The following is a 22,799-nucleotide window of genomic DNA, read 5'->3' as shown; positions in this document are numbered from 1 at the left end:
AAGAATGGATGGCGCAGACTACCACCGACGAGGGGGGCCGGGAATGGTTGTCCCAAAGTTATTCACAAAATGATCCACAGCTATTGCACAGCCCGATGAAATCCCGTAGTGCCAGACACTTGACGGCACCTTGGTCAGGTCTATAGAATTTCCGGTTCTTTCCGTCCCCTTCATATAGAGGCCCGCATGGCCACCAAGCGCACTTTCCAACCCAGCAACCTCAAGCGTAAGCGCGACCATGGCTTCCGTGCCCGTATGAAGACCGCTGACGGCCGCAAGATCCTGTCGCGTCGCCGCGCCAAGGGCCGTAAAGTCCTGAGCGCTTGATTGCAATGCCGCTTCCTGCGGCAGACGCAATCCTGACTGTGAGCAGTTCCGACCCGCGCAAGCGATTTCCTCGCTCTGCGCGGGTTCGTACGCGTGCCGAATATACAACGGTCTTCAACGGCGCCCGCCGTGTGTCCGATCCGCTGATGACCCTGCACTGGCTGAAGAGCGATACGCCAGCCAGGTTGGGTCTCGCCGTGTCGCGCAAAGTCGATCCCCGAGCCGTGGGTCGCAACCGAGTGAAGCGTGTGCTGCGCGATGCCACACGCCACCTACGGCCGTGGATGAGTGCCGGCGATTTTGTCGTCGTTGCCCGTAGCGCCGCCCGTACCGCCAGCAATGCAGACATCCGTCAGGCCTTCGAACGCCTGCTGCGCCGCCTTGGCGCATTGCCCATGCCGGGCGCGGACGGCACAATGCCGCCGCCCCTGGGCGTTGCACCCCTTTCCCAGTCCGAGCCGGCCTCACCTGCCGGCCCCGTCGAGCCTGCCCGCTGATGAACCAGACCCGCGTTTTCCTGATTTTTGCCTGGCTGATGGTGGCCGTGTTGCTGTGGATGGAGTGGGGCCGCGACAAGGCCGCGCCGGCCACCCCGACCGTGGCTGCCCAGACCCAGGCGACCGTGCCGGGTGCCGCCGGGTCGGTCCCGGGTGCGACGGTGCCGCAGGCCCCGGGCAGCGCACCGGCCAACCAGCCGGCCGCCCAGGCCCAGGCCGGCGCCGCCCGCGTGACCGTCACCACCGACGTCCTGCGCCTGGTGCTGGACGGTGGCACGGTGCTGGACGCCGAGCTGCTGCAGTTCCCGCAGACCAAGGCTGACGGCAGCCCGCCGGTACGCCTGCTGACCGAAGAGAGCACCCACCCGTATCGCGCGGTGAGCGGCTGGACCAGTCAGGACAAGAGCATGCCGGTGCCGGAAGCCAATGGCTTCAAGCTCGTCGGCGACAACCATGCGTTCGTGCTGGGCAAGGGCCAGAAGGAACTGCAGATCCCGTTCGTGTGGAACGGTCCCAACGGCGTGACCATCCGCCGCACCTACACCCTGGGCCGCAACGAGTACGCGATCAAGGTGAAGGACGAAGTGGTCAACGGCAGCACCGCGCCGTGGAACGGCTACGTGTACCGCACGCTGGACCGCACCCCGACCATCCTGTCGCGCAGCATGACCAACCCGGACTCGTTCAGCTTCAACGGCGCGACCTGGTTCAGCCCGCAGGACGGCTATGAGCGTCGCGCGTTCAAGGATTACCTGGACGACGGCAACCTCAACCGCACCATCACCGGCGGCTGGCTGGCGATGCTGCAGCACCACTTCTTCACCGCGTGGATCCCGCAGCCGGACCAGGCCGCCAACTACGTGCTGTCCCAGCATGACGGTCGCGACCAGATCCAGGCTACCGGCCCGGCCTTCACCGTGGCCGCCGGCCAGCAGGCCAGCACCGAAGCGCGCCTGTGGGTGGGCCCGAAGCTGGTCAACCTGATTGCCAAGGAAGACGTGAAGGGCCTGGACCGCGTGGTCGACTACAGCCGCTTCTCGCTGATGGCCATCATCGGCCAGGGCCTGTTCTGGGTGTTGAACCAGGTCCACAAAGTGGTCAACAACTGGGGCTGGGCCATCGTCGGCCTGGTGGTGCTGCTGAAGCTGGTGCTGTATCCGCTGTCGGCGGTGCAGTACAAGAGCGGCGCCAAGATGCGTCGCTTCCAGCCGCGCATCGCGCAGCTCAAGGAACGCTATGGCGATGACCGCCAGAAGTTCCAGACCGCGATGATGGAGCTGTACAAGAAGGAAAAGATCAACCCGATGGGCGGCTGCCTGCCGATCCTGATCCAGATGCCGATCTTCTTCGCCCTGTACTGGGTGCTGGTGGAGTCGGTGGAACTGCGCCAGGCGCCGTGGCTGGGCTGGATCCAGGATCTGACCGCACGCGACCCGTACTTCATCCTGCCGGTGATCAACGTGGCGGTGATGTGGGCCACGCAGAAGCTGACCCCGGCGCCGGGCATGGACCCGATGCAGGCCAAGATGATGCAGATGATGCCGCTGGTGTTCGGCGTCATGATGGCCTTCATGCCGTCCGGTCTGGTGCTGTACTGGGTGGTCAACGGCGGCCTGGGCCTGCTGCAGCAGTGGTGGATGACCAAGCGCCACGGCAGCGATCCGGTGCCGGCCACCACCGCGCCGATCAAGAAGAAGTAAGACCGACCCTGGGTCGGTTGCCTGAAAAACCCGCCATCCGGCGGGTTTTTCTTTGGCGGCGATACAATCGCCGCCACCGTTGCCCCGTTTGCCCGAGCCACCCATGCCCCCTGCGTCGTCGCTGTTCCGTCTGCCCGTGCCCGTGCTGCTGCTCACCCTGGCGATGGCCGGCTGTGGCCGACAGGACGCGACCGATCGCCAGACGGCGACCGCGCCCAGCGCGCAGGCGGCCGCCGCCGCCGCGGATCCGGCGGCAGCGCCGCTGCTGGCGGCCGTGCAGAAGCAGCTCGACGGCCACCGCCGCATCATCGTGCTGCTGGCCGAAGAGGCGCAGCAGTCGCCGGCCGACCGCGCCACCTCCAGCCGCATCGGCCAGCAGCTGTTCCACGATGGCCTGACGCAGCGCGCCGCCATCGCCGCGCAGTTCGACACGCTGCTGCGCAGCCCGAACCCGCAACGCTTCGCCTCCCTGGGCACGGTGCTGGATTACATCGAATCGGCGCCGGACCTGTTCGATGCCGACCGCCTGGCCTTCCGCGAAGTGCTGCGCGACCTGCACGAGCGCGTGGGCAAGGATTCGTCGCTGCCGGCGGTGAAGCTGCACCAGCGGATCGGGGAAGACCTGGAGGCGCTGGATGAGATCGAGCGCAACTACAACCAGGAAATCACCCGCATCTTCAGCCGCTTCGACCGCACCCGGGCGATCGCGCTCAAGCGCGAGAAGTGGGACGACTACATCGCCCATCTGCACGCGCAGTACCGCCGCGAGGACATCCTGCGCGACTACGGGGTGATCGCGCCGTACCCGATGTCGATGAAGGACAGCGACCGCGAGATCTTCGGCCGCGACCTGCCGCCCAAGACCGTGGTGCTCACCTTCGACGATGGCCCGCACAAGGCCTATACCGACGAAGTGGTGGCCATCCTGCAGCGCTATGACGTGCCCGGCGTGTTCTTTGAAGTGGGCCGCAACCTCGGTGAAGTGCAGGCCGATGGCAAGGTGAAGCTGGGCCCGCTGGCCGGCATCAGCCGCAACCTGATGGAACAGGGGTACGCGGTGGGCAACCACAGCCTGACCCACGCGCAGCTGTCGCGCACCACCGGTGACGCACTGCGCGAACAGGTGCTGTCCACCGACACGCTGCTCAAGGACGTGGATGACAAGCGCGCGCCGCTGTTCCGCTTCCCCTATGGGGCGCGCAACGCCGAAGGCCTGCAGCTGCTCAACGAGGCGGGGCTGAAGTCGATCATGTGGAACATCGATTCGATGGACTGGGCCGACCCGGTGCCCGAGTCGATCGTGCAGCGCGTGGTCGACCAGGTGCAGAAGGAACAGCGCGGCATCATCCTGTTCCACGACATCCATGACCGCGCGGTCAAGGCGCTGCCGCAGATCCTGGACCGGCTGATCGCCGATGGCTACCAGTTCGCCGGCTGGAACGGCCGCGACTTCAGCGTGGCCCGCCCGCGCAAGGGGACCGACAGCGCGCCTACGGTCACCACCGGCTACCAGAAGTCCTGGGCGATCGTGATCGGCATCGACGACTACGCCAAGTGGCCGAAGCTGGAGTATGCCAGCCACGATGCACAGGCCATCGCCGACACCCTGACCGGGCAGTTCGGCTTCCCGTCGTCGCAGGTGATCGTGCTGAAGAACCAGCAGGCCACCCGCAACAACATCCTGGCCGCCTTCCACGACCGCCTGGCCGACGACCGCACCGGGCGCGATGACCGGGTGTTCGTGTTCTTCGCCGGCCATGGCGCCACCCGCCGCCTGGCCTCGGGCCGCGACCTTGGCTACATCATCCCGGTGGATTCCCACCCGGACGAGTTTGCTACCGATGCCATCGCGATGACCGACATCCAGAACATCGCCGAGAGCATGCAGGCCAAGCATGTGATGTTCGTGATGGACGCCTGTTACAGCGGCCTCGGCCTGACCCGCGGCGGGCCCTCGTCGTCGGCCTTCCTGCGCGAGAACGCCCGCCGCAGCGCGCGCCAGATGCTCACCGCCGGTGGCGCCGACCAGCAGGTGGCCGATGCCGGCCCGAACGGCCATTCGGTGTTCACCTGGGTGCTGCTGCAGGCCTTGGCCGGCAAGGGCGACCTCAATGGCGATGGACTGATCACCGGTACCGAGCTGGCCGCGTATGTGGCCCCGGCCGTGTCGGCGGTGTCGCAGCAGACGCCCGCCTTCGGCAGCCTGCCCGGCTCGCAGGGCGGCGAGTTCGTGTTCCAGGTGCCCGACAGCCAGGAGTACCTCACCGCCGATACCCGCCAGTTGTCGGCCGACGCCATTGCGTTGAACAACAAGGTCGATGCGGCGCAGGACGCCAAGGGCAAGGACGAAGCGCCGGTGACGGTGGCCGACCTTCAGGGCGGCAAGAGCACGCTGGTGGTGCCGGCCGCTGCGCCCACCTCCGACCGCCAGCGCGCGCAGCAGGCCAACGACCGTGGCCTGCAGTTGTACCGCGAGAAGCGCTACGACGAGGCGGTGGCTCAGTTCACCGAGGCCCTGAAGCTGCGTCCGGACTTCGCCCAGGCCGCCAACAACCTGGGCTTCGTCTACTACCGGCAGCAGCGCTATGCCGAAGCGGCCCGCTGGCTGGAGAATACCTTGAAGATCGATCCCTCGCGGGCGGTGGCCCACTTCAACCTGGGCGACGCGTACTTCCATGCTGGCGACACGGCCAGGGCCAGACAGGCCTACCGCACCTACCTGGCCCTGCAACCGCAGGGCAGCGCCGCGGCCCAGGCCCGTGCCCAGCTGGAGAAGCTTTAAGCGATGACCACCCCGTCCAACATCGACACCATTGTTGCCATCGCCACCGCGCCCGGTGCCGGCGGCGTCGGCATCGTGCGCCTGAGTGGCCCGCGTGCGCGCGGCATCGCCGAGGCCATCGGCGTGCGCACGATGCAGCCGCGGCAGGCGCATTACGCCCGCTTCCGCGATGCGCAGGGCGAGGTGATCGACGATGGCATCGCGTTGTGGTTCCCGGCCCCCAACAGCTTCACCGGCGAAGCGGTGGTCGAACTGCAGGGCCATGGCAGCCCGGTGGTGTTGCAGCAGCTGGTCGCGCGCTGCATCGCGCTGGGCGCGCGGCAGGCCCGGCCGGGTGAATTCAGCGAGCGTGCCTTCCTCAACGGCAAGCTCGACCTGGCCCAGGCCGAAGCCATCGCCGACCTGATCGCGGCCAGCGATACCCGCGCAGCGCGCGCTGCGCGGCGGTCGCTGGACGGGGTGTTCTCGCGCCGCGTGGACGAGGTGGCAGAACAGCTTGTTCTGCTGCGCATCCATGTTGAAGCGGCGATCGACTTCGCCGACGAGCCGCTGGACACCCTGGGCGGCGAGCAGGTGCGCGCCGGGCTGGGCCAGGCACTGCGCGCGCTGGGGCAACTGCGTGACGATGCCGAGCGCGGCCGCAAGTTGCGCGATGGCCTGCATGCGGTGCTGGTGGGCCCGCCGAATGCCGGCAAGAGCTCGCTGCTCAACGCACTGGCCGGCAGCGAGCGCGCCATCGTCACCGACATTGCCGGCACCACCCGCGACACCCTGCGCGAAACCATCCGTATCGATGGCCTCGAACTGACCCTGGTCGACACCGCCGGCCTGCGCGACGGCGGCGACGCCATCGAGCGCGAGGGCATGCGCCGTGCGCACGTGGAGATGCAACGCACCGACCTGGCCATCATCGTGCTCGACGCCCGCGACCCGCAGGCCGGGCACGCAGCGGTGGCTGATGCCCTGGCCGGCGTGCCGCAGCAGTTGTGGATCCACAACAAGAGCGACCTGCTGGAGCAGCTACCCGCCGACAGCGATCCAAACGTCGTCCACGTCTCCGCCGCCACCGGCCAGGGCCTGGACCGCCTGCACGCCCGCCTGCGCGCACTGGCCAGCGGCAGCGCCGGCGACAGCGTGGACGGCGAATTCTCCGCCCGTGCCCGCCATGTTGACGCCATCGTGCTGGCCATCGGCCACGCCGAGCGCGCCGACGCCGAGCTGGTCCACGAACACCTGGAGCTGGCCGCCGAGGAACTGCGGCTGGCGCATGAGGCGCTGGGCGAGATCACCGGGCGGATGAGCGCCGATGATCTGCTGGGGCGGATCTTCTCGAGCTTCTGCATCGGGAAGTAGGGCCTTTCTTCCCGCTGTCATACCGCACCACCACAATGCGCCGGTCCATCCACGCCCCGCCGCGTCGGCGCGGGCCGCATTACACAGGGGTTTGCAGTGTCGAAGTTGTCGTGGGGTTGTGCCTTGCTGTTGTCGCTGGCCGTGGCACCATCGGTGGCCATGAGCGCTGAATCTTCCCCTCCCGCGCCGCGCAAGGCGGCGGTGTACGGCCATCGTGGCGCCAGTGCGCTGCTGCCCGAACACACCCTGGCCGCCTATGCCCAGGCCATCGCCGACGGCGCCGACTACATCGAACCGGACCTGGTGATGACCAAGGACGGCGTGCTGGTGTCCCGGCACGAGAACGAGATCGGCGGCACCACCGACGTGGCCGCACACCCGGAGTTCGCCAGCCGCAAGACGGTCAAGACCATCGACGGCGAGCGCATGGAAGGCTGGTTCACCGAAGACTTCACCCTGGCCGAGCTGAAGACGCTGTACGCCCGCGAGCGCCTGCCGCAGCTGCGCAGCACCGCCTTCGACGGCCAGTTCCGCATCGCCACCCTGGACGAGATCATCGCCTTCCTGGTCCAGCAGGCCGGCCGTGCCAACCGTGGCATCGGCCTGGTACCGGAGATCAAGCACGGCACCTACTTCAAGGGCATCGGGCTGCCGATGGAAGACAAGGTGCTGGCCACGCTGCAGGGCAATGCCTATACCCGCGTGGCGCCGGTGACGATCCAGTCGTTCGAGGTCGGCAACCTGCGTTACCTGCGCAGCACGCTGGCACGCGATTCCAACATCCGCCTGCTGCAGTTGATCGGTGACCCGAAGCAGCAGCCCGGCGACGTGCTGGCCGCGAAGGGCAGCCAGCGCTATGCCGACATGATCACCCCGGCCGGGTTGGAGCAGGTGGCCGCCTACGCCGACGGCATCGGACCGAGCCTGCGCCTGGTCATTCCGCTGGACGCCGCCGGCAAGCTCGGCACGCCTACGTCGCTGGTGCGCGATGCACATGCGGCAGGGCTGATGGTCGTTCCGTACACGTTCCGCCCGGAGAATCCGTTCCAGGCCGCCGAGTTCCGCAAGGGCGAAGCCAACGCGCGCAACGCCGAGGGTTCGGTGGCTGAAATGCGCGCTTATCTCGCCACCGGCATCGATGCCTTCTTCACCGACGACCCGGCGCTGGGCCGGCGCGCGGTGGATGGCGACGGCACGGCGGTGGCAAACCCGTAGGTACCGACCGTTGGTCGGTGCTGCCCGCATCGACCAACGGTCGATGCCTACCCGGGCATGCCCCAACCGTGCTTGCCGACCGCGCGCTGCCGGGGTTACCGTGCCCGGCAGACAAGGAGGTCGCATGCTGATCGGGCATCGCTACGAACACACGCCGGACGGCGATCTACACATTCGCTCGCACAACCACGTGCTCAGTGGCACGGTGCTGATGATCCTGGTCATGGGCTTTGGCATCCCCACGGTGGTGCTGATGGAGGGAATGAACGTCACCTCTCCATCGGACACGGTTCTGGCGCTACTGGTGATGCTGTTGCTCCCTGCGGTGAGCGTGGTGGCGCTCCTGTCGTTTGCCACGCACGAGACGCTCACACTGTCCTGTCGAAACGACGTGGTTGAACGCCGCCGCCGGATGCTGCTGGGCCTGCGTGAGCAGGTCGAGCAGTTCGCACTTGGCCGACCCGCTGCGTTGGAGTTGCGCGTCCGCAAGGATGCCTGGCCAGCCATCGGCACGCTCTGGATCATGCTGCCCGACGGACGCGAGCACTGCCTCAGCCCCGGCAATGCTGTGCTTCTGCCGGGCCGACCGTCGACAGAGCGGTGGCTTGGCGAAGTTGCCGACTACCTGCACGTGGCGGTCACCCGTGTTGAACGGGGCGCTGCCGGTGCAGAAGATCGCCCGGTTGCCCCACCGCCAGCGTGGCGGCGGCGCGCAGAGGCATTCAACGCGGTGCATGCCCCGCCACCCCGCGTGGTGCGGAAAGCGTCCACCCCCAATGCGCCGAAGGCGTCCGACCCCAACGACAGGATCGGCTTTCCTGGCCGTGCGGTGCTCGCGCTGTTTGGGCTGTTCCTGGCGGTACTGGAGCTGTCCCAGGCGCTGGCAGTGGGAACGGCGCTGTTCACCGGACGCCTGCGTGTCAGCGGATTCCGCACCGGATCGCACAGCTACCTGTGGGACGAGCGTCCCATGGCGTTCTCGGTCCACACGCTGTTCGGCGTGGTGGAAGTGCTGGTGGTGGGCTACATCGCCTGGCAATGCCTGCGCATCAGTGCCACCGGCGTGATCAAGCCACCGAAGTGAACCGCCGTTACTCGCGCGGCGCACCCGTATCGCGCGGACGGAAGGGCAGCACCACGAAGTCCTGCCCTTCGCGCGGCTGCCACAGCACCGGCACGCGGTGCGGGGAAGGCGGTTCAAGGTCGTTGTCACGCTGCAACTGCAGCTCGTCCTCGTCTTCTTCCTCTTCCCAGCTGTAGCGCTTGCGCGGGGCCATCGGGTCGGACAGGCGGAACAGCAGCGCGCTGATGATGCCGGCGAAGGCACCGCCCATGTGCGACTGCCAGGACACCCCCGGCTCATGCGGCAGGATGGTGATGAGCATGCTGCCGTAGAACAGGAAGGCGATCAGGCCGGCGGCAATGGCCGGCCGGTCGCGGCGCAGCAGGCCCAGCACGAAGATCAGGAACATCAGGCCGTGGGTGATGCCGCTGGCACCGAGATGGCGGCTGCCCAGGTCACCCAGCAGCCAGGCACCCAGTCCGGAGCCGACCCACAGCAGGGGCAGCGCGCGCACGGTGGCTTTGGGATAGACGCTGCCGGCAAGGGTGCCGAGGATCAGCAGGGCGAACGCATTGGCGCCCAGGTGCTGCACCGAACCATGCAGCAGCGGTGCACCGAGGATGCCGAGCAGGCCGGCCTTGTCCAGCGGGGCCACGGCCCACGGGCGCCAGTCGAAATGACCCTGCGCGGTATAGATGGCCACCAGCACCAGCACGAAGGCCAGGCTGAGGTTGAACGCCCGCAGCACGCGACCGCGGTCGTTGCGGGGAGAGGTCGGCGGCTCGCCGGCGGGCAGGGGCAGGTTGGCGTTCATACCCTTAGGGATTGCGTCGCCCGGGCTGAACACAAGGGCAACGCGGCGGGAGAGAGTAGTGCCACCGGCGGGACAATCCCGCCGGTGGCACACCGGTTACGCGTCGCCGGTCTTCGGCGGGTTCTTCAGGCTCAGCACCACGGTGGCGGCGATGATCACGGCCACCACGCCCAGCGAGATCGGGGTGGGGATCTTGAAGATGTCGATCAGCATCATCTTGATGCCGATGAAGGCCAGCACCAGGGCCAGACCGTACGGCAGCAGGTGGAAGCGATCGGCCATGCCGGCCAGCAGGAAGAACATCGCGCGCAGGCCCAGCACCGCGAACACGTTGGAGGTGAGCACGATGAACGGGTCGGTAGTGATGGCGAAGATGGCCGGGATGGAGTCCACCGCGAAAATCACGTCGGTGACCGCAATCAGGATCAGCACCACGAACAGCGGGGTGAACCAGCGCTTGCCATCGCGCATGACGCTCATGGCGTTGCCGGCGTAGTCGGGCAGCAGGCGCAGGTGCTTGCGCATCCAACGCAGGGCGGGGTTGCTCTCAAGGTCCGGCTCGCTGCCGGCCGAGAACCACATCTTCCAGCCGGTGAACAGCAGGAAGGCGCCGAACACGTAGAGCAGCCAGTGGAACTTGGTGAGCAGCACGCTGCCGGCGAAGATCATGATCGTACGCAGCACGATCGCGCCCAGGATGCCGATGATAAGCACCTTCTGGCGCTGTTCCTCGGGCACCGCGAAGTAGCCCATGATCATCAGGAACACGAAGATGTTGTCCACGGCCAGGGCTTTTTCGACCAGGTAACCGGTCAGGAACTCCAGGCCGACCTTGTTGGCCACTACCTGGCCCGCGGTCTCGTTCAGGTAGTACCAGAGGCCGCCGTTGAAGGCCAGGGCCAGCACGACCCAGCCGATCGACCACCACAGGGCCTCCTTGAAGGTGACCTTGTGCGGCCCGCCATGTCGCATCAATACGAGGTCGACCAGCAGCGCGATGATCACCACCGCGCCGAAGCCGCCCCACAACCACACATTACCGATCGTCTGCATTGGGTTTATCCGTTGGAAAAATGATTGCCTCAAGCCGGACGGCGAGGATCTGCAACGGAGGATCGGGGGGATCCGGGGACAGAGCTTCGCCATACGGCGAAGGTCTCGCTCGCAGCCCCGATGGGTGGGACTGCCGTTGCACCGGAGCCTGCGGGCTCGAATTGACGGCGACAACGTCTGGGAGCTACTCCCCTTCTGGGGCCGATTCTGCGGGGTGGCCGGGCCGGCGTCAACTGGACGCCCATTGCCCGGTAATGACGGGCGTTGGGCGCCAACCGCGTACGGGCCGGATGCACTGGGGGAGACGGCCGGCGGCCGTCACTACCGGGGCGCGGGGGCTTCCCGGATACAATACGGAGATGAATACCCCTGCCCCCGTTGTCCGCCTCAAGAACGCCTGGCGCTCCAGCCACCCGTGGATCTTCCAGAAACTGGTCGAAAAGCCGGCCGTCCGTCCCAAACCCGGTGCCATCGTCGACGTCATCGGCGTGGACGGGGAGTGGATCGGCCGGGGCTTCTACAACGGCCATTCGCGCATTGCCGTGCGCATCCTGGAAACCGACCAGGCCGTTCCGGTGGACGCGGGCTGGTTCTCGCGCAAGATCGCCCAGGCCGTCTCGCTGCGCCGTGATGTGCTGAAGCTGGACGCGGTGTCCGACGCCTGGCGCGTGGTGCACAGCGAAGGCGACGGCCTGTCCGGCCTGGTGGTGGACCGCTACAACGACCTGGTGGTGGTGGAGTTCTTCGCCGCCGGCATGTTCCGTCACCGCGAGTGGATCTACGAAGCACTGCGTGAGCAGTTCCCGGGCTGCCGTTTCCACAGCTTCGCCGACGAACACGTGCAGAAGCAGGAAAGCTTCGACTTCCACGGCAACACCACCACCGAAGCGTCGGTGATCACCGAGTACGGCGTGAAGTTCCGCGCCGACCCGGCCGGTGCGCACAAGACCGGTTTCTTCGCCGACCAGCGCGAGAACCGCCAGTGGCTGAGCGAGCAGGTGGAGGGCAAGAGCGTGCTCGACCTGTGCTGCAACACCGGCGGTTTTGCGGTGTACGCGGCCGCGCGCGGTGCGTCGGAAGTGGTCGGCATCGACATCGATGAAGACGTGATCGCCATTGCCAAGGCCAACTCGCGCCTCAACAACGTGCGCCCGAAGTTCATCCAGTCCGACGTGTTCCCGTGGCTGCGCGATGCAGCCAACCGCGGCGAGCAGTTCGACGTGGTGATCCTGGACCCGGCCAAGATGACCCGCGACCGCGACCAGGTGATCACCGCGCTGAAGAAGTACCTGGACATGAACAAGCTGGCGCTGGGCGTGGTCAAGCCCGGTGGCCTGTTCGCCACGTTCTCGTGCACCGGCCTGGTGGCCGAGGACCAGTTCCTGGACATGCTGCGCCGCGCGGCGTTCTATTCCGGCCGCACCATCCAGATCCTGAAGGTGGCCGGCGCCGGTCCGGACCACCCGTTCATGGCCCACGTGCAGGAATCGCGCTACCTCAAGGCAGTGTTCTGCCGCGTGCTGGACTGATTCGCAGGATCCCGGCTACGTTCGGCATCAGGTAGTGCCGGCCGCTGGCCGGCTCCTCCTAGTCTGCGATTATCGCGGGGAGCCGGCCAGCGGCCGGCACTACCGTTTGTTGTCCTCTCAGCGCTATGGTCTGACGCTTCCCATCCAAGGTGAGGCGTCATGACGTTGCGCAGTCTGTCATTGCTGGTATCGCTGGCGTTGTGCACGCCGCTGGCCGCCCACGCCATCGAGTTCACCCCGCAGGAGCTGGCGCGGGCCTCGGCCCTGCAGAAAACGCTGCTCACCCTGGACAGCCACCTGGATACACCGGCCAACTTCCACCGCGCCGGCTTCGACATCCAGCAGCGCCACGACCGTAACGCGCTCTCGCAGGTGGATTACCCGCGCATGGTGGAAGGCGCGCTGGACGGCGGCTTCTGGGCGATCTACACCGACCAGGGCGACCGCAGCGAGGCGGCGCATGTGCACGAACGCGACGCGGGGCTGCTGCGGCTGATGGACATCCGCGAGATGCTCGCCGCGCACCCGGACACGTTCCAGTTGGCGCTCACCGCCGCCGATGCGGCCCGGATCAAGGCGGCTGGCAAGCGCGTGGTCTACATCAGCATGGAGAACGCCAGCCCGCTGGTGGACGATCCCTCACTGCTGAGCTTCTACCACCGGGCGGGCCTGCGCCTGTTGAGCACGGTGCATTTCGCCAACAACGAGTTCGCCGATTCGGCCACCGACAAGAAGGGCGCCGAATGGAAGGGCCTCAGCCCGGCCGGCAAGGCGCTGGTGGACGAAGCGGTGCGGCTGGGCATCGTGATCGACCAGTCGCATGCCTCCGACGCGGTGTTCGATGACCTGCTCGAGCGCATGCCGGTGCCGTTCGTGCTGTCGCACAGTTCGGCCAAGGCGATCTACAACCACCCGCGCAACCTCGACGACGCACGCCTGAAAAAGCTGGCCAAGGCCGGCGGGGTGATCCAGGTCAACGCCTATGGCGGCTACCTGATCGACACCGGCAAGACCGAGGCGCGCGCGCAGGCCGAGGACGCGCTGATGAAGCAGCTCGGCGGCGACTACGACGGGCTGACCATCGCCCAGGGCGTGGCGCTGAAGCAGGGGCTGGACGCGCTGGACGCGCGCTACCCGCTGCGCAAGGCCACGCTGGACGACTTCTTCGCCCACTTCGAGCACATCCTGAAGGTGGTCGGCCCCGAGCATGCCGGGATCGGCCTGGACTGGGACGGCGGTGGCGGCCTGGCCGACCTGCCCGATGTGACCCAGCTGCCGAAGATCACCGCATGGCTGCTGCGCAAGGGTTACAGCGAGAAGCAGATCGCCGGTATCTGGGGCGGCAACCTGCTGCGCGTGATGGCCCAGGCGCAGGCGCACGCGGACAAGGTGGCGACGCCGAAGAAGTGACGGGGATTGCGGGCGCCGCGCTTGGCGTGGCGCCCCGGTATATCACCGACGTTGGGCGTTACGGCAGCCGGGCAGAGCCCGGGTCTACCCGGCTGCCCACCGACGCCGCGTGCTGCGCTGCACGGGCAGGTGCCGACCAACGGTCGGCACCCCCCGGGATCAGGCCTTGTCGATCACCGCGTTCCGCCGCCCATAGGCGAAGTAGGCGATCAGGCCCACTACGTTCCACGCCAGGAAATACAGCTGAGTTTTGCTGGGCAGGCTGAAGAACAGGTACAGGCAGCCGATCACCGCCAGCGGGCCGACGATGAAGGCCAGCGGGGTGCGGAACTTGCGTACGCGGCCCGGCTCGCGCACGCGCAGCACCACCAGGCACAGGCCTACCGCGGTGAACGCGGCCAGCGTGCCGGCATTGGCCAGTGCGGCAATTTCATCCAGACGGGCCACGCCGGCCAGCGCGGCGACCAGTACCGCGGTGAACAACGTAGTGGCAATGGGCGTGCCGGTACGCGCGCTGACCTTGGACAGACCGCGCGGCAGCAGGCCATCGCGCGACATGACGAAGAAGATGCGGCTCTGCCCGTACAGGAAGGCCAGCAGCACGGTCGGCAGGGCGATCACCGCCGCCGCCCCGATCCACTTGGCCGCGCCCGGGCTGCCCAGTTCGCGCAGGATCAGCGCCAGCGGCTCGGCGCTCTGGCCGAAGATGGTGTAGCTCATCGCGCCCACGGCGGCCAGCGCCACCAGCACGTAGATGATGGTGCAGCCCACCATCGACCCGATGATGCCGATGGCCAGGTCACGGTCGGGCTTCTTGGTTTCCTCGGCCGCGGTGGAGATCGCATCGAAGCCATAGAAGGCGAAGAAGATGATCGCCGCAGCGGCCATCACGCCCTGCTCGACACCGCCGACGCCCACCGACTTGGCGAAGCCGAACGGCATGAACGGGTCCATGTGCGCGGTATCGAAGTGCGGCAGCGCGATGGCCACGAACAAGGTCAGCGCGATGATCTTGACCACCACCAGGATGGCGTTGAGCGTGGCGCTTTCCTTGGTGCCCGCCATCAGCATGCCGGCCACCACGAAGGTGATCAGCACCGCCGGCAGGTTGATGAAGCCGCCGGCGACGTGCGGGCCGGCGGTGAGCGCCAGCGGCAGGTCGATGCCCCAGCCATGTAGGAAGCCCACGGCGTAGCCGGACCACCCGACCGCCACCGTACTCACCACCAGGGAGTACTCCAGGATCAGGCTCCAGCCCACCACCCAGGCGATCATTTCGCCCAGCGCGGCGTAGCTGTAGGTGTAGGCGCTGCCGGCGGCCGGCATCATGGTGGCCAGTTCGGCATACGACAGCGCCGCGCAGGCACAGACCGCACCGGCGATGGCGAAGGAGATCAGCACGGCCGGGCCGGCCAGGTTGGCGCCGACGCCGATCAGGGTGTAGATGCCGGTGCCGACGATGGCGCCGATGCCCAGTGCGATCAGGTGCGGCCAGCTCAGGGTCGGGACCAGTCGCCTGCCGGCTTCATGGACGGTGACTTGGTCTAGGGACTTGCGCCGGAGCAACGATGACATGGGACCTCGCGGTAAATGACGGCTACTGACTAGTCAGCGAGTTTTACCCAATGCGGTGCAGCATTACTACTGCCGGGCGTCACAGGAGGGCGTAAGTAAATCCTGAGTGCCAGTGAATGACGAAAACAGCACAAATGCGCCGGTGTCAGTCCCAGTGGCAGCCGGTATCGGTCAGGGCGCCGATGTCCTCGCTGAAGGTGGTCTGCCGCCCGGTGCGGGCGTTGGTGTAGTCGAACCCGTAGATGCGTGCGCCCTGGGTGGAGATCGCATAGCGGCCGATCACCTTGCCGTCCAGGTGCTCCTCCCACACCGTATCGAACTGCCAGGGGCGGCCCTCGGCCATTTCGGTGCTGTCCTCGCTCAGCAGGGTCAGGCGCAGCCAGGCGGTCTTGCCGGCATACCGCAGGTAGCTGGTGCGTTGCCCCTCGGCCGGCAGTTTCCAGGACAGGTGGATCTGCGCCCGGGAGCCGCCGGTCAGGCAGCGGATCTCATCGGTCTGGGCTGCGGCCGGGGCGGACAGCGCCAGCAGGGGAAGCAGGGCAAACCAGCGCATCGGCGGTCCTTGAGGGGCGGGCGTGTGGCACAGGCGGCGGCCCCGCGCGCGGGGCCACCGTTGGATCAGGCCGGCGGCTGCAGCGGAATGCTGCCGCGGCGGGTATCCACCACCGGTGCGGCGTGGTGGGCCTGCAGCTGTTCAACCACGGTCTCGAAGTCGTGTTGCTGGCCGAAGGCGTGTTCTTCCAGCGTCAGCGGCAGCATCTGCAGGAAGCGGAACTGGCCGCTGACCAGGGTCTGGATGTCGCCCAGGTGCTCGGCGGCGACGAACACCAGCGCCTGCAGCTGGCTGTCGGCGTTGTCGATCGGGGTGCCGATGCGCATGCGGTCCCACAGGTCCAGCGGCGCGTGGTCGCCCATGCGGCCGGCGGCCAGCAGCAGCTGGTAGGCGCAGAACCGCTGCACCAGGGCCAATGCCCACGGCGCGCGTTCGGTGGTCTGCAGCAGGAACTCCATGCCCAGGCCGGACACGCTGTCCGGGTCGGCCCCGGTGTCATCCCATGGGTTGGACAGGCCGGAGCTCACATAGGCCCACCCGGGCCGGTCCGGCGTGGGCGGGCACTCGAACACGCCGATGGTGAGCCAGCGCGGGTCCACGCTGTCCTGGCCGAACACGGTGGAGAACACCGCTGCGTCCAGGGGATACAGGCCGGGGCCCAGGGCGCCCAGCAGGCGGGGGTACAGGACTTCTTCGCGCTCTGCCCAGGCACGGGCCAGCAGGTCATCGGGGTGGGACATCCGTTTACTCACAGGCGATGGCCCACCATTGTGGACCATCGCAAGTTCGCACCGACCACCGGTCGGTACCTCCCGGTGCGGACCCGCACCCGGCGTGTGCGTACCGACCGGGGCAGGGCGGAACCCGGTCGGTCACGCCCGTTGGTCGTGACCGCTCCCTCAGCGGTCCAGCGTGGCCATCGCTGCGTCGGCGTAGCGTTGTCCCGCCGCGGCATCGGCCGGGAAGATCGCGTCGATGCGGGCCAGCTCGTCCGGGCTGAGCTGCACCTGCAGCGCGCCCAGGTTCTCTTCCAGGAAGGTGAGGCGCTTGGTGCCGGGGATCGGGACCAGGTCCTCGCCCTGCGCCAGCACCCAGGCCAGCGCCAGTTGCCCGGGCGTGATGCCCTTGGCCTGGGCCATCGCGGTGACCGCATCGACCAGGGCCAGGTTGCGGGCGAAGTTGTCGCCCTGGAAGCGCGGTGACTGGCGGCGGTAGTCATCGGCGTCGAAATCGTCCGGGCTGCGGATGGCGCCGGTCAGGAAGCCGCGGCCCAGCGGCGAGTAGGGCACGAAGCCGATGCCCAGCTCGCGCACGGTGTCGAGCACGCCGTTGGACTGCGGGTCGCGCGACCACAGCGAGAACTCGGTCTGCACCGCGGTGATCGGGTGCACCGCGTGCGCGCGCCGGAGGGTGGCCGCCGACGCTTCGGACAGGCCCAGGAAGCGCACCTTGCCCTGCTCGACCAGACGCGCCATCGCGCCCACGGTGTCTTCGATCGGCACGCGGGTATCCACGCGGTGCTGGTAGTACAGGTCGATGTGGTCCACGCCGAGCCGCTGCAGGCTGGCCTCGCACGCGGCGATCACGTACTCCGGGCGGCCGTCCACGCTGCGGGCAGCGCTGTCGCTGGGCTCCTGCCGGATGCCGAACTTGGTGGCCAGGAACACCTGGTCGCGGCGATCGGCGATGGCCTTGCCGACCAGCACCTCATTGGTATGCGGGCCATACATGTCGGCGGTATCGAGCAGGGTGACGCCCAGCGCCAGCGCGCGGTGGATCACCGCAGTAGCTTCGGCATCGCTGCCGCGACCGCCGTAGAAGGCGCTCATGCCCATGCAGCCCAGGCCGAGCGCGGAAACAGTGGGGCCGTGGCGGCCAAGGGTACGGGTCTGCATGGAAGGCTCCGGAAGCGGGGAAGGGGCGGCGCGGTCGAGCGCCGGTGCCCACAGCATCCTCCGCCGCACCATGTGGATAAACTGGTGTTCGCCACATCGACCTTGAAGGCAGGCTTCACAATGTCGTCCCAGCCCCCGCTGTCCGCCGTGGTTGCCTTTGCCCGTGTGGCCGAGCGTGCCAGCTTCACCCGCGCCGCCGATGACCTGGGCGTCTCGCCGTCGGCGCTGTCGCAGACCGTGCGCGCGCTGGAGGCGCGCCTCGGCGTGCGCCTGCTGCACCGGACCACGCGCCGGGTGGGCCTGACCGAACACGGGGCGCGCTTCCTGGCGCGCGTGGGCGAAGGCCTGGCCCAGATCGAGGCCGCCTTCGTGGACCTGGACAGCGTGCGTGCGGTACCGGCGGGCAAACTGCGCATCAACGTGCCGCGCGTGGCCGCCGAACTGCTGGTGCTGCCGCACCTGCCCAGCTTCCTGGCGCGTTATCCCCAGGTGGAGGTGGAGCTGTTCGTGGAGCCGGGCCTGGCCGACCTGGTCGCCGGGGGCTTCGACGCCGGCATCCGGCTGGGCGAGTCCCTGGCGCGCGACATGATCGCCGTGCCGATCGGTCCGCTGGAGCGCCAGGTGGTGGTGGCCACGCCCGACTACTTCGCCCGCCACGGCGTACCGCAGACGCCGGCCGCGCTGGTCGACCACACCTGCATCGTGCACCGGCTCAGCACCGGCCGGCTGATGCCCTGGGAGTTCAGCCGCGACGGTCGCGATTTCGACGTGGCAGTGAGCGGGCCGCTGGTGTTCAACGATACCGGCCTGATCCACGCGGCGGTCCGCGCCGGCTTGGGCATGGGCCAGGCCTTCGAGGCCGTGGTGGCCGCCGACGTGGCCGCCGGGCGCCTGCGCTGCGTGCTGCAGGACTGGCAGCAGCCGTTCGCTGGGTTCCACCTGTACTACCCGGCGCGCGACCAGATGGCGCCCAAGCTGCGGGTGTTCATCGACCACCTGCGGCAGGCGTTGGACGCGCGCTGAGCCGGCGCGTCAAACGGCGAGGGGGTCGCGCCGGTCGTCCACCAGCGTGCGCAGCCACGCCGCATCGACTGGCAGCCCGTGGGGGAACACCACCCGCTCGTCGCAGGGGAAACGCTTGCAGCGCAACACGCCCTGCGCGTCGAACACCCGCCAGCCCTGCGCGGCCTGTTCGGCCTCGCGGATGCGCCGACGCAACGCCAGGTCCAGGCTGGCCTGGCAGTCGAACCGGCACGCGCGCAGGTCGATGCGATCCAGTGGCTGCAGCCCGGCAACGATGCGGCTGACGGCCGGGTGGGCCAGGTCGACGCGGTCGGTGGCCATGCCGAGCAGGCGCTCGCGGTGACCGGCAAGGTGGTGGACGAAATACACGGGCGGCATCGGTTCCTCGCGTGGGGCGCGCGGTCGCGCTGGACGGCGACCGTTGGGCGATGGGGCCGATTGGACACCGCGCGGGCGTCGCGGGGAATCTCAAGTTCCCGATTGAAAAGACGCCTTCCGATGACGTTGTCTATTCGCCGCACGGCGCCGGTGCCCGCCAGATCGGCGCATCGGTCCGCAGGGCGGGGCGTCAGCCGCTGACGCCGAGTCGCACGCCGAAGCCGATCAGGAAAACACCCGCCACGCGCTTCAGGAGAAGTCCTACACGAGGATGCTGAAGAATCCTACGCCGCAACAGGTTGCCCACCCCGATCAGCACCGAGCAATACGCCAGCCCCATGACGAAGATGATCACCGCCATGGTCGCGAACGTGACCACGCCCTGGTGGCGGGCCGGGTCGATGAACAACGGCAGGAAGGCCATGTAGAAGATGATCGCCTTCGGGTTGAGCAGGTTGATCAGCACCGCCTGGCGGAAATAGTGGCCGGGCTGCAGGCGGATGCCGCCTTCTTCGCTTCCACCGCGCGGCCGGCGCAGCAGGCCGATGCCCACCCACACCAGGTACGCCGCGCCCAGGTACTGCACCGCGTGGAACACCAGCGGGTTGGCCTTGAGCAGCGCGGCCACGCCGGCCACGGCCAGCCACATCAGGATCTGGTCGCCCAGCAGCAGTCCGAACAGCGCGGTGTAGCCGCCGCGCACGCCCCCGCGGCCGGTGGCGGTAAGCAGGGTGAAGGTGCCCGGGCCGGGCAGGGCCAGGAACACCAGCACGGCGGCAACAAAGGTCCACAGGTCCTGGATGCCCATCCACGGCATGGCGGCGACTCGACTACGGGGGAGCGCCATTGTCCGGCACCGCCCCGCATCCCGATAGCGTCAGCCGGGCACGCGCGGCAGATCCTTCAGCAGCGGTTGCAGGCGCTGTTCGAACATCGCGTGCAGCTGGCGGATGGCCGGGGAGAACTGCTTGCGGTGCGGGCACACCAGGTTCAACGGCAGGCTGTCGCCGGCACCGCCCAGCAGCACCTGCAGGCGCCCGGCACGCACGTCGGCGCACACATCCAGCCACGACTTGAACACGATGCCCTCGCCGGCCACGGCCCAGCGCCGCACCACGTCGGCATCGTCGCAGACCATGTTGCCGCGTACCGGCACCACCACCCGGCGTCCGTCCACCTCGAAGTTCCAGCGGTCGTAGGCGCGCCCGGCCAGCTGGTACAGCAGGCAGTGGTGGTCCTTGAGCGCGTCCAGGCTGTCGGGCGTGCCATGCCGGGCCAGGTAGTCCGGTGCCGCCGCCAGCACCCGGCGGTTGCCCGGCAGCAGCGGCAGCGCCACGTAGCTGGCGTTGTCGAACCGGCCCAGGCGGAAGGCGATGTCGACCGGATCGCGGAACACGTCGGCCACCTGGTCGGACAGGTGCAGGCGCAGCTGCAGCTTCGGGTGCGCGCTGCGGAACTCGCTCAGCCACGGCAGCAGCACGTTGCGGCCCAGGTCAGACGGTGCGGCCACCTGCAGCACCCCGCGCAGTTCGGCGTCCTCGCCGCGTACCCGCGCCTGGCCCTCGCTCAGCGCGGCCAGCACTTCCTGCGCGTAGGGCAGGTACAGCGCGCCTTCGGCGGTCAGGCGCAGGCTGCGGGTGGAGCGCACGAACAGGCGTAGGTCCAGCTCGCGCTCCAGCCGGGCCACCGCTGCGGCCACCTGCCCGGGCAGCAGGTCGGCTTCGCGCGCGGCGTTGGAAAAGCTGCCCAACGCGGCGGTACGCACGAACAGGCCGAGATCGTCGACGCGGACCATTTTCATTCCCACAGTGAAAGTGCTGCCCGATTCTGCGCCTTTCCGGCCCGCGCCGTGAAGCGCAGGCTGTGCGTCTTCCCGAACGGATCTGCCCCGATGAAAGCTGTTGCCTATACCGAACATGGCCTGCCGATCAGCGACCCGCGCGCGCTGCAGGACATCACCCTGCCGATTCCGCAGCCGGGCCCGCGTGACCTGCGCGTGGCGGTCCGTGCGATCTCGGTCAACCCGGTCGACACCAAGGTGCGCAACGGCGTGGCCGTGACCGAGCCGCGGGTACTGGGCTGGGACGCGGTCGGTATCGTCGATGCCGTGGGTGATGAGGTGACCCTGTTCCAGCCGGGCGACGCGGTCTTCTATGCCGGCGCGATCGGACGCCCGGGCAGCAACGCCGAGTACCAGCTGGTGGACGAACGCATCGTCGGGCATAAGCCCGCCAGCCTGGACGATGCCGCCGCGGCGGCGCTGCCGCTGACCGCGATCACCGCCTGGGAACTGCTGTTCGACCGCCTGCGCATTGCCGAAGGCGGTGGCGAGGGCCAGACCCTGCTGGTGGTTGGCGCGGCCGGTGGCGTGGGCTCGATCCTGATCCAGCTGGCGCGCCAGCTGACCCGGCTGACGGTGATCGGCACCGCCTCGCGCCCGGATACCCAGGACTGGGTGTACGGCCTGGGTGCGCACCATGTGATCGACCATTCGCAGCCGCTCACCGACGGCCTGCAGCGGCTGGGCATCGCCGAGGTCAGCCACGTGGCCAGCCTGACCCACACCGACCAGCACTATGACCAGATCGTGGCCGCGCTTGCCCCGCAGGGCCAGCTGGCGCTGATCGACGACCCCGGCCAGCTCGACGTGATGGCGCTCAAGCGCAAGAGCCTGTCGCTGCACTGGGAGTCGATGTTCACCCGCTCCAGCTTCAACACGCCCGACCTGGAGCGCCAGCACGCGCTGCTGGAACGGGTTGCCGCGCTGGTGGATGCCGGCGTGCTGCGCACCACCCTGGGCGAGCACTACGGCCGCATCAACGCCGCCAACCTGCGCCAGGCCCACGCCCTGATCGAGAGCCACCGCGCGCGCGGCAAGCTGGTCCTCGAAGGCTTCTGAACTCCCTACTGAACCTGCACTGGAATCTGTTCCCATGACCCTCGCTCCGGTGGCCCTGCGCCGCCACACCACCAAGGCCTACGACCCCACCCGCACGCTGCCGCCGGCGGTGCTGGAGGACCTGCTGGAGGTACTGCACAACGCACCGTCGTCGGTGAATTCGCAGCCGTGGCACTTCCTGGTGGCCGGCACCGCCGAAGCACGGGCGCGCATCGCCCGCGCCACGCAGCCCAACCAGCCCTACAACACCGCCAAGATCACCGACGCCTCGCATGTGATCGTGTTCGCCACCCGCACCGGTATCGATGATGCGTACCTGGCCCAGGTGATCGACCAGGAATCCGCCGACGGCCGCTATCCCACCGACGCCGCGCGCGAGGGCCAGCGCGGCGCGCTGCACCACTACGTGGACCTGCACCGCCACACCCTGGGCGACGTCCAGCACTGGATGCAGAAGCAGACCTACCTGGCCGTGGGCACGCTGCTGCTGGCCGCAGGCGTGCACGGCATCGACGCCACCCCGATGGAAGGCTTCGACGCCGACGTGCTCGACGCCGAACTGGGCCTGCGCGCGCGCGGCTTCACCAGCGTGGTGCTGGTGGCGCTGGGCTACGGCAGTGCGGCCAACTTCAATGCCGGCCTGCCCAAGTCGCGGTTGCCCCGCGAGCAGGTGTTCACCCAGCTCTGAAAGACGCCAAGGCACGCCGTTGTCCACGTGCCGGGCGACCCCCGC

The 22,799-nt window shown here is 68.2% G+C and carries 20 protein-coding genes and 1 pseudogene; 12 read left to right on the top strand and 9 right to left on the bottom strand.

Features of this window, described 5'->3' with window-relative positions; all coding sequences use genetic code 11:
* The first annotated feature begins 186 nt into the window (after positions 1–186).
* The 7 genes from rpmH (at position 187) to ABIA71_RS02940 (ending at position 8,958) form a co-directional block, all read left to right on the top strand.
* Positions 187–327, top strand: coding sequence for a 50S ribosomal protein L34 (gene rpmH / locus ABIA71_RS02970; protein WP_006404565.1), 141 nt, complete (start codon positions 187–189; stop codon positions 325–327).
* 5 nt (positions 328–332) lie between these two features.
* Positions 333–824: a ribonuclease P protein component gene (gene rnpA / locus ABIA71_RS02965; protein WP_081797298.1), complete on the top strand. Its 492-nt coding sequence runs from the start codon at positions 333–335 to the stop codon at positions 822–824.
* Positions 824–2,524, top strand: a complete 1,701-nt coding sequence (gene yidC, locus ABIA71_RS02960; RefSeq protein WP_159498589.1) for a membrane protein insertase YidC — start codon at positions 824–826, stop codon at positions 2,522–2,524. Before rnpA ends, yidC begins: the two co-directional genes overlap by 1 nt.
* A gap of 103 nt (positions 2,525–2,627) precedes the next feature.
* A complete protein-coding gene (locus ABIA71_RS02955; protein WP_354283007.1) occupies positions 2,628–5,306 on the top strand; it encodes a polysaccharide deacetylase family protein in 2,679 nt (892 codons plus the stop codon).
* A 3-nt stretch (positions 5,307–5,309) separates the two neighbouring features.
* Entirely contained in the window at positions 5,310–6,659 is a 1,350-nt protein-coding gene (mnmE, locus tag ABIA71_RS02950) for a tRNA uridine-5-carboxymethylaminomethyl(34) synthesis GTPase MnmE (RefSeq protein ID WP_354283005.1), read from the top strand.
* Between the two features lie 159 nt (positions 6,660–6,818).
* Entirely contained in the window at positions 6,819–7,874 is a 1,056-nt protein-coding gene (locus tag ABIA71_RS02945; RefSeq protein WP_354283003.1) for a glycerophosphodiester phosphodiesterase, read from the top strand.
* Positions 7,875–7,998: 124 nt separating this feature from the next.
* A complete protein-coding gene (locus tag ABIA71_RS02940) occupies positions 7,999–8,958 on the top strand; it encodes a hypothetical protein (protein ID WP_354283001.1) in 960 nt (319 codons plus the stop codon).
* A gap of 7 nt (positions 8,959–8,965) precedes the next feature.
* Here the strand turns inward: ABIA71_RS02940 and ABIA71_RS02935 are convergent, their stop codons facing one another.
* Both ABIA71_RS02935 and ABIA71_RS02930 read right to left on the bottom strand, forming a co-directional pair.
* A complete protein-coding gene (locus ABIA71_RS02935) occupies positions 8,966–9,751 on the bottom strand; it encodes a rhomboid family intramembrane serine protease (RefSeq protein ID WP_354282999.1) in 786 nt (261 codons plus the stop codon).
* Between the two features lie 96 nt (positions 9,752–9,847).
* Positions 9,848–10,804 carry a TerC family protein gene (locus tag ABIA71_RS02930; RefSeq protein WP_128095214.1) on the bottom strand — a complete coding sequence of 319 codons (957 nt, stop codon included), beginning with the start codon at positions 10,802–10,804 and terminating at the stop codon, positions 9,848–9,850.
* Between the two features lie 359 nt (positions 10,805–11,163).
* Here ABIA71_RS02930 and ABIA71_RS02925 point away from each other — a divergent pair, with 359 nt between their 5' ends.
* Positions 11,164–12,333: a class I SAM-dependent rRNA methyltransferase gene (locus ABIA71_RS02925; protein WP_159498575.1), complete on the top strand. Its 1,170-nt coding sequence runs from the start codon at positions 11,164–11,166 to the stop codon at positions 12,331–12,333.
* A 159-nt stretch (positions 12,334–12,492) separates the two neighbouring features.
* Positions 12,493–13,743 (top strand): dipeptidase, encoded by a 1,251-nt coding sequence (locus ABIA71_RS02920; protein ID WP_354282996.1) that lies wholly within the window; start codon positions 12,493–12,495, stop codon positions 13,741–13,743.
* Between the two features lie 159 nt (positions 13,744–13,902).
* Here the strand turns inward: ABIA71_RS02920 and ABIA71_RS02915 are convergent, their stop codons facing one another.
* From ABIA71_RS02915 to ABIA71_RS02900, 4 genes are all read right to left on the bottom strand, one after another.
* Entirely contained in the window at positions 13,903–15,318 is a 1,416-nt protein-coding gene (locus ABIA71_RS02915; protein WP_128095217.1) for an amino acid permease, read from the bottom strand.
* Between the two features lie 145 nt (positions 15,319–15,463).
* Positions 15,464–15,871, bottom strand: a complete 408-nt coding sequence (locus ABIA71_RS02910; protein WP_354282993.1) for a hypothetical protein — start codon at positions 15,869–15,871, stop codon at positions 15,464–15,466.
* 65 nt (positions 15,872–15,936) lie between these two features.
* The gene (locus ABIA71_RS02905; protein ID WP_354282991.1) at positions 15,937–16,611 is read right to left on the bottom strand and encodes a suppressor of fused domain protein; all 675 of its coding nucleotides are present in this window, start codon (positions 16,609–16,611) and stop codon (positions 15,937–15,939) included.
* 159 nt (positions 16,612–16,770) lie between these two features.
* Positions 16,771–17,766, bottom strand: coding sequence for an aldo/keto reductase (locus ABIA71_RS02900; protein WP_354282989.1), 996 nt, complete (start codon positions 17,764–17,766; stop codon positions 16,771–16,773).
* A gap of 120 nt (positions 17,767–17,886) precedes the next feature.
* On the opposite strand from ABIA71_RS02900, the gene ABIA71_RS02895 reads away from it, so the two are divergent.
* Positions 17,887–18,789 carry a LysR family transcriptional regulator gene (locus tag ABIA71_RS02895; RefSeq protein ID WP_354282987.1) on the top strand — a complete coding sequence of 301 codons (903 nt, stop codon included), beginning with the start codon at positions 17,887–17,889 and terminating at the stop codon, positions 18,787–18,789.
* Positions 18,790–18,798: 9 nt separating this feature from the next.
* Here the strand turns inward: ABIA71_RS02895 and ABIA71_RS02890 are convergent, their stop codons facing one another.
* The 3 genes and pseudogenes from ABIA71_RS02890 to ABIA71_RS02880 all read right to left on the bottom strand — a co-directional run bounded on the left by ABIA71_RS02890 (position 18,799) and on the right by ABIA71_RS02880 (position 20,968).
* Positions 18,799–19,167 carry a hypothetical protein gene (locus ABIA71_RS02890; protein ID WP_354282985.1) on the bottom strand — a complete coding sequence of 123 codons (369 nt, stop codon included), beginning with the start codon at positions 19,165–19,167 and terminating at the stop codon, positions 18,799–18,801.
* Positions 19,168–19,357: 190 nt separating this feature from the next.
* A complete protein-coding gene (gene leuE / locus ABIA71_RS02885; RefSeq protein WP_354283425.1) occupies positions 19,358–19,984 on the bottom strand; it encodes a leucine efflux protein LeuE in 627 nt (208 codons plus the stop codon).
* 13 nt (positions 19,985–19,997) lie between these two features.
* Positions 19,998–20,968 (bottom strand): annotated as a pseudogene (locus tag ABIA71_RS02880) (LysR family transcriptional regulator).
* Between the two features lie 90 nt (positions 20,969–21,058).
* Here ABIA71_RS02880 and ABIA71_RS02875 point away from each other — a divergent pair.
* Both ABIA71_RS02875 and nfsB read left to right on the top strand, forming a co-directional pair.
* Positions 21,059–22,066 carry a zinc-binding alcohol dehydrogenase family protein gene (locus tag ABIA71_RS02875; RefSeq protein WP_354282981.1) on the top strand — a complete coding sequence of 336 codons (1,008 nt, stop codon included), beginning with the start codon at positions 21,059–21,061 and terminating at the stop codon, positions 22,064–22,066.
* 34 nt (positions 22,067–22,100) lie between these two features.
* Complete coding sequence (gene nfsB, locus ABIA71_RS02870) at positions 22,101–22,754, top strand: oxygen-insensitive NAD(P)H nitroreductase (protein ID WP_354282979.1); 654 nt, start codon at positions 22,101–22,103, stop codon at positions 22,752–22,754.
* Positions 22,755–22,799 lie beyond the last annotated feature (45 nt).

Origin of the sequence: Stenotrophomonas sp. 2619 (assembly GCF_040548725.1) — a bacterium.
Classification (GTDB): Bacteria; Pseudomonadota; Gammaproteobacteria; order Xanthomonadales; family Xanthomonadaceae; genus Stenotrophomonas; species Stenotrophomonas maltophilia_AP.
The sequence above is the reverse complement of the archived record's forward strand: the minus strand, read 5'-3'. Positions and strand labels throughout refer to the sequence as shown.

What these genes read in the sequence shown, in the direction of transcription:
- ABIA71_RS02925 (WP_159498575.1), top strand. Translation starts at nt 11,164, where the DNA reads ATGAATACCCCTGCCCCCGTTGTCCGCCTCAAGAACGCCTGGCGCTCC.
- ABIA71_RS02910 (WP_354282993.1), bottom strand. Translation starts at nt 15,871, where the DNA reads ATGCGCTGGTTTGCCCTGCTTCCCCTGCTGGCGCTGTCCGCCCCGGCC.
- ABIA71_RS02955 (WP_354283007.1), top strand. Translation starts at nt 2,628, where the DNA reads ATGCCCCCTGCGTCGTCGCTGTTCCGTCTGCCCGTGCCCGTGCTGCTG.
- mnmE (WP_354283005.1), top strand. Translation starts at nt 5,310, where the DNA reads ATGACCACCCCGTCCAACATCGACACCATTGTTGCCATCGCCACCGCG.
- ABIA71_RS02930 (WP_128095214.1), bottom strand. Translation starts at nt 10,804, where the DNA reads ATGCAGACGATCGGTAATGTGTGGTTGTGGGGCGGCTTCGGCGCGGTG.
- ABIA71_RS02945 (WP_354283003.1), top strand. Translation starts at nt 6,819, where the DNA reads ATGAGCGCTGAATCTTCCCCTCCCGCGCCGCGCAAGGCGGCGGTGTAC.
- yidC (WP_159498589.1), top strand. Translation starts at nt 824, where the DNA reads ATGAACCAGACCCGCGTTTTCCTGATTTTTGCCTGGCTGATGGTGGCC.
- ABIA71_RS02935 (WP_354282999.1), bottom strand. Translation starts at nt 9,751, where the DNA reads ATGAACGCCAACCTGCCCCTGCCCGCCGGCGAGCCGCCGACCTCTCCC.
- rpmH (WP_006404565.1), top strand. Translation starts at nt 187, where the DNA reads ATGGCCACCAAGCGCACTTTCCAACCCAGCAACCTCAAGCGTAAGCGC.
- leuE (WP_354283425.1), bottom strand. Translation starts at nt 19,984, where the DNA reads ATGCCGTGGATGGGCATCCAGGACCTGTGGACCTTTGTTGCCGCCGTG.
- rnpA (WP_081797298.1), top strand. Translation starts at nt 333, where the DNA reads ATGCCGCTTCCTGCGGCAGACGCAATCCTGACTGTGAGCAGTTCCGAC.
- ABIA71_RS02915 (WP_128095217.1), bottom strand. Translation starts at nt 15,318, where the DNA reads ATGTCATCGTTGCTCCGGCGCAAGTCCCTAGACCAAGTCACCGTCCAT.
- ABIA71_RS02875 (WP_354282981.1), top strand. Translation starts at nt 21,059, where the DNA reads ATGAAAGCTGTTGCCTATACCGAACATGGCCTGCCGATCAGCGACCCG.
- ABIA71_RS02900 (WP_354282989.1), bottom strand. Translation starts at nt 17,766, where the DNA reads ATGCAGACCCGTACCCTTGGCCGCCACGGCCCCACTGTTTCCGCGCTC.
- ABIA71_RS02905 (WP_354282991.1), bottom strand. Translation starts at nt 16,611, where the DNA reads ATGTCCCACCCCGATGACCTGCTGGCCCGTGCCTGGGCAGAGCGCGAA.
- nfsB (WP_354282979.1), top strand. Translation starts at nt 22,101, where the DNA reads ATGACCCTCGCTCCGGTGGCCCTGCGCCGCCACACCACCAAGGCCTAC.
- ABIA71_RS02920 (WP_354282996.1), top strand. Translation starts at nt 12,493, where the DNA reads ATGACGTTGCGCAGTCTGTCATTGCTGGTATCGCTGGCGTTGTGCACG.
- ABIA71_RS02895 (WP_354282987.1), top strand. Translation starts at nt 17,887, where the DNA reads ATGTCGTCCCAGCCCCCGCTGTCCGCCGTGGTTGCCTTTGCCCGTGTG.
- ABIA71_RS02940 (WP_354283001.1), top strand. Translation starts at nt 7,999, where the DNA reads ATGCTGATCGGGCATCGCTACGAACACACGCCGGACGGCGATCTACAC.
- ABIA71_RS02890 (WP_354282985.1), bottom strand. Translation starts at nt 19,167, where the DNA reads ATGCCGCCCGTGTATTTCGTCCACCACCTTGCCGGTCACCGCGAGCGC.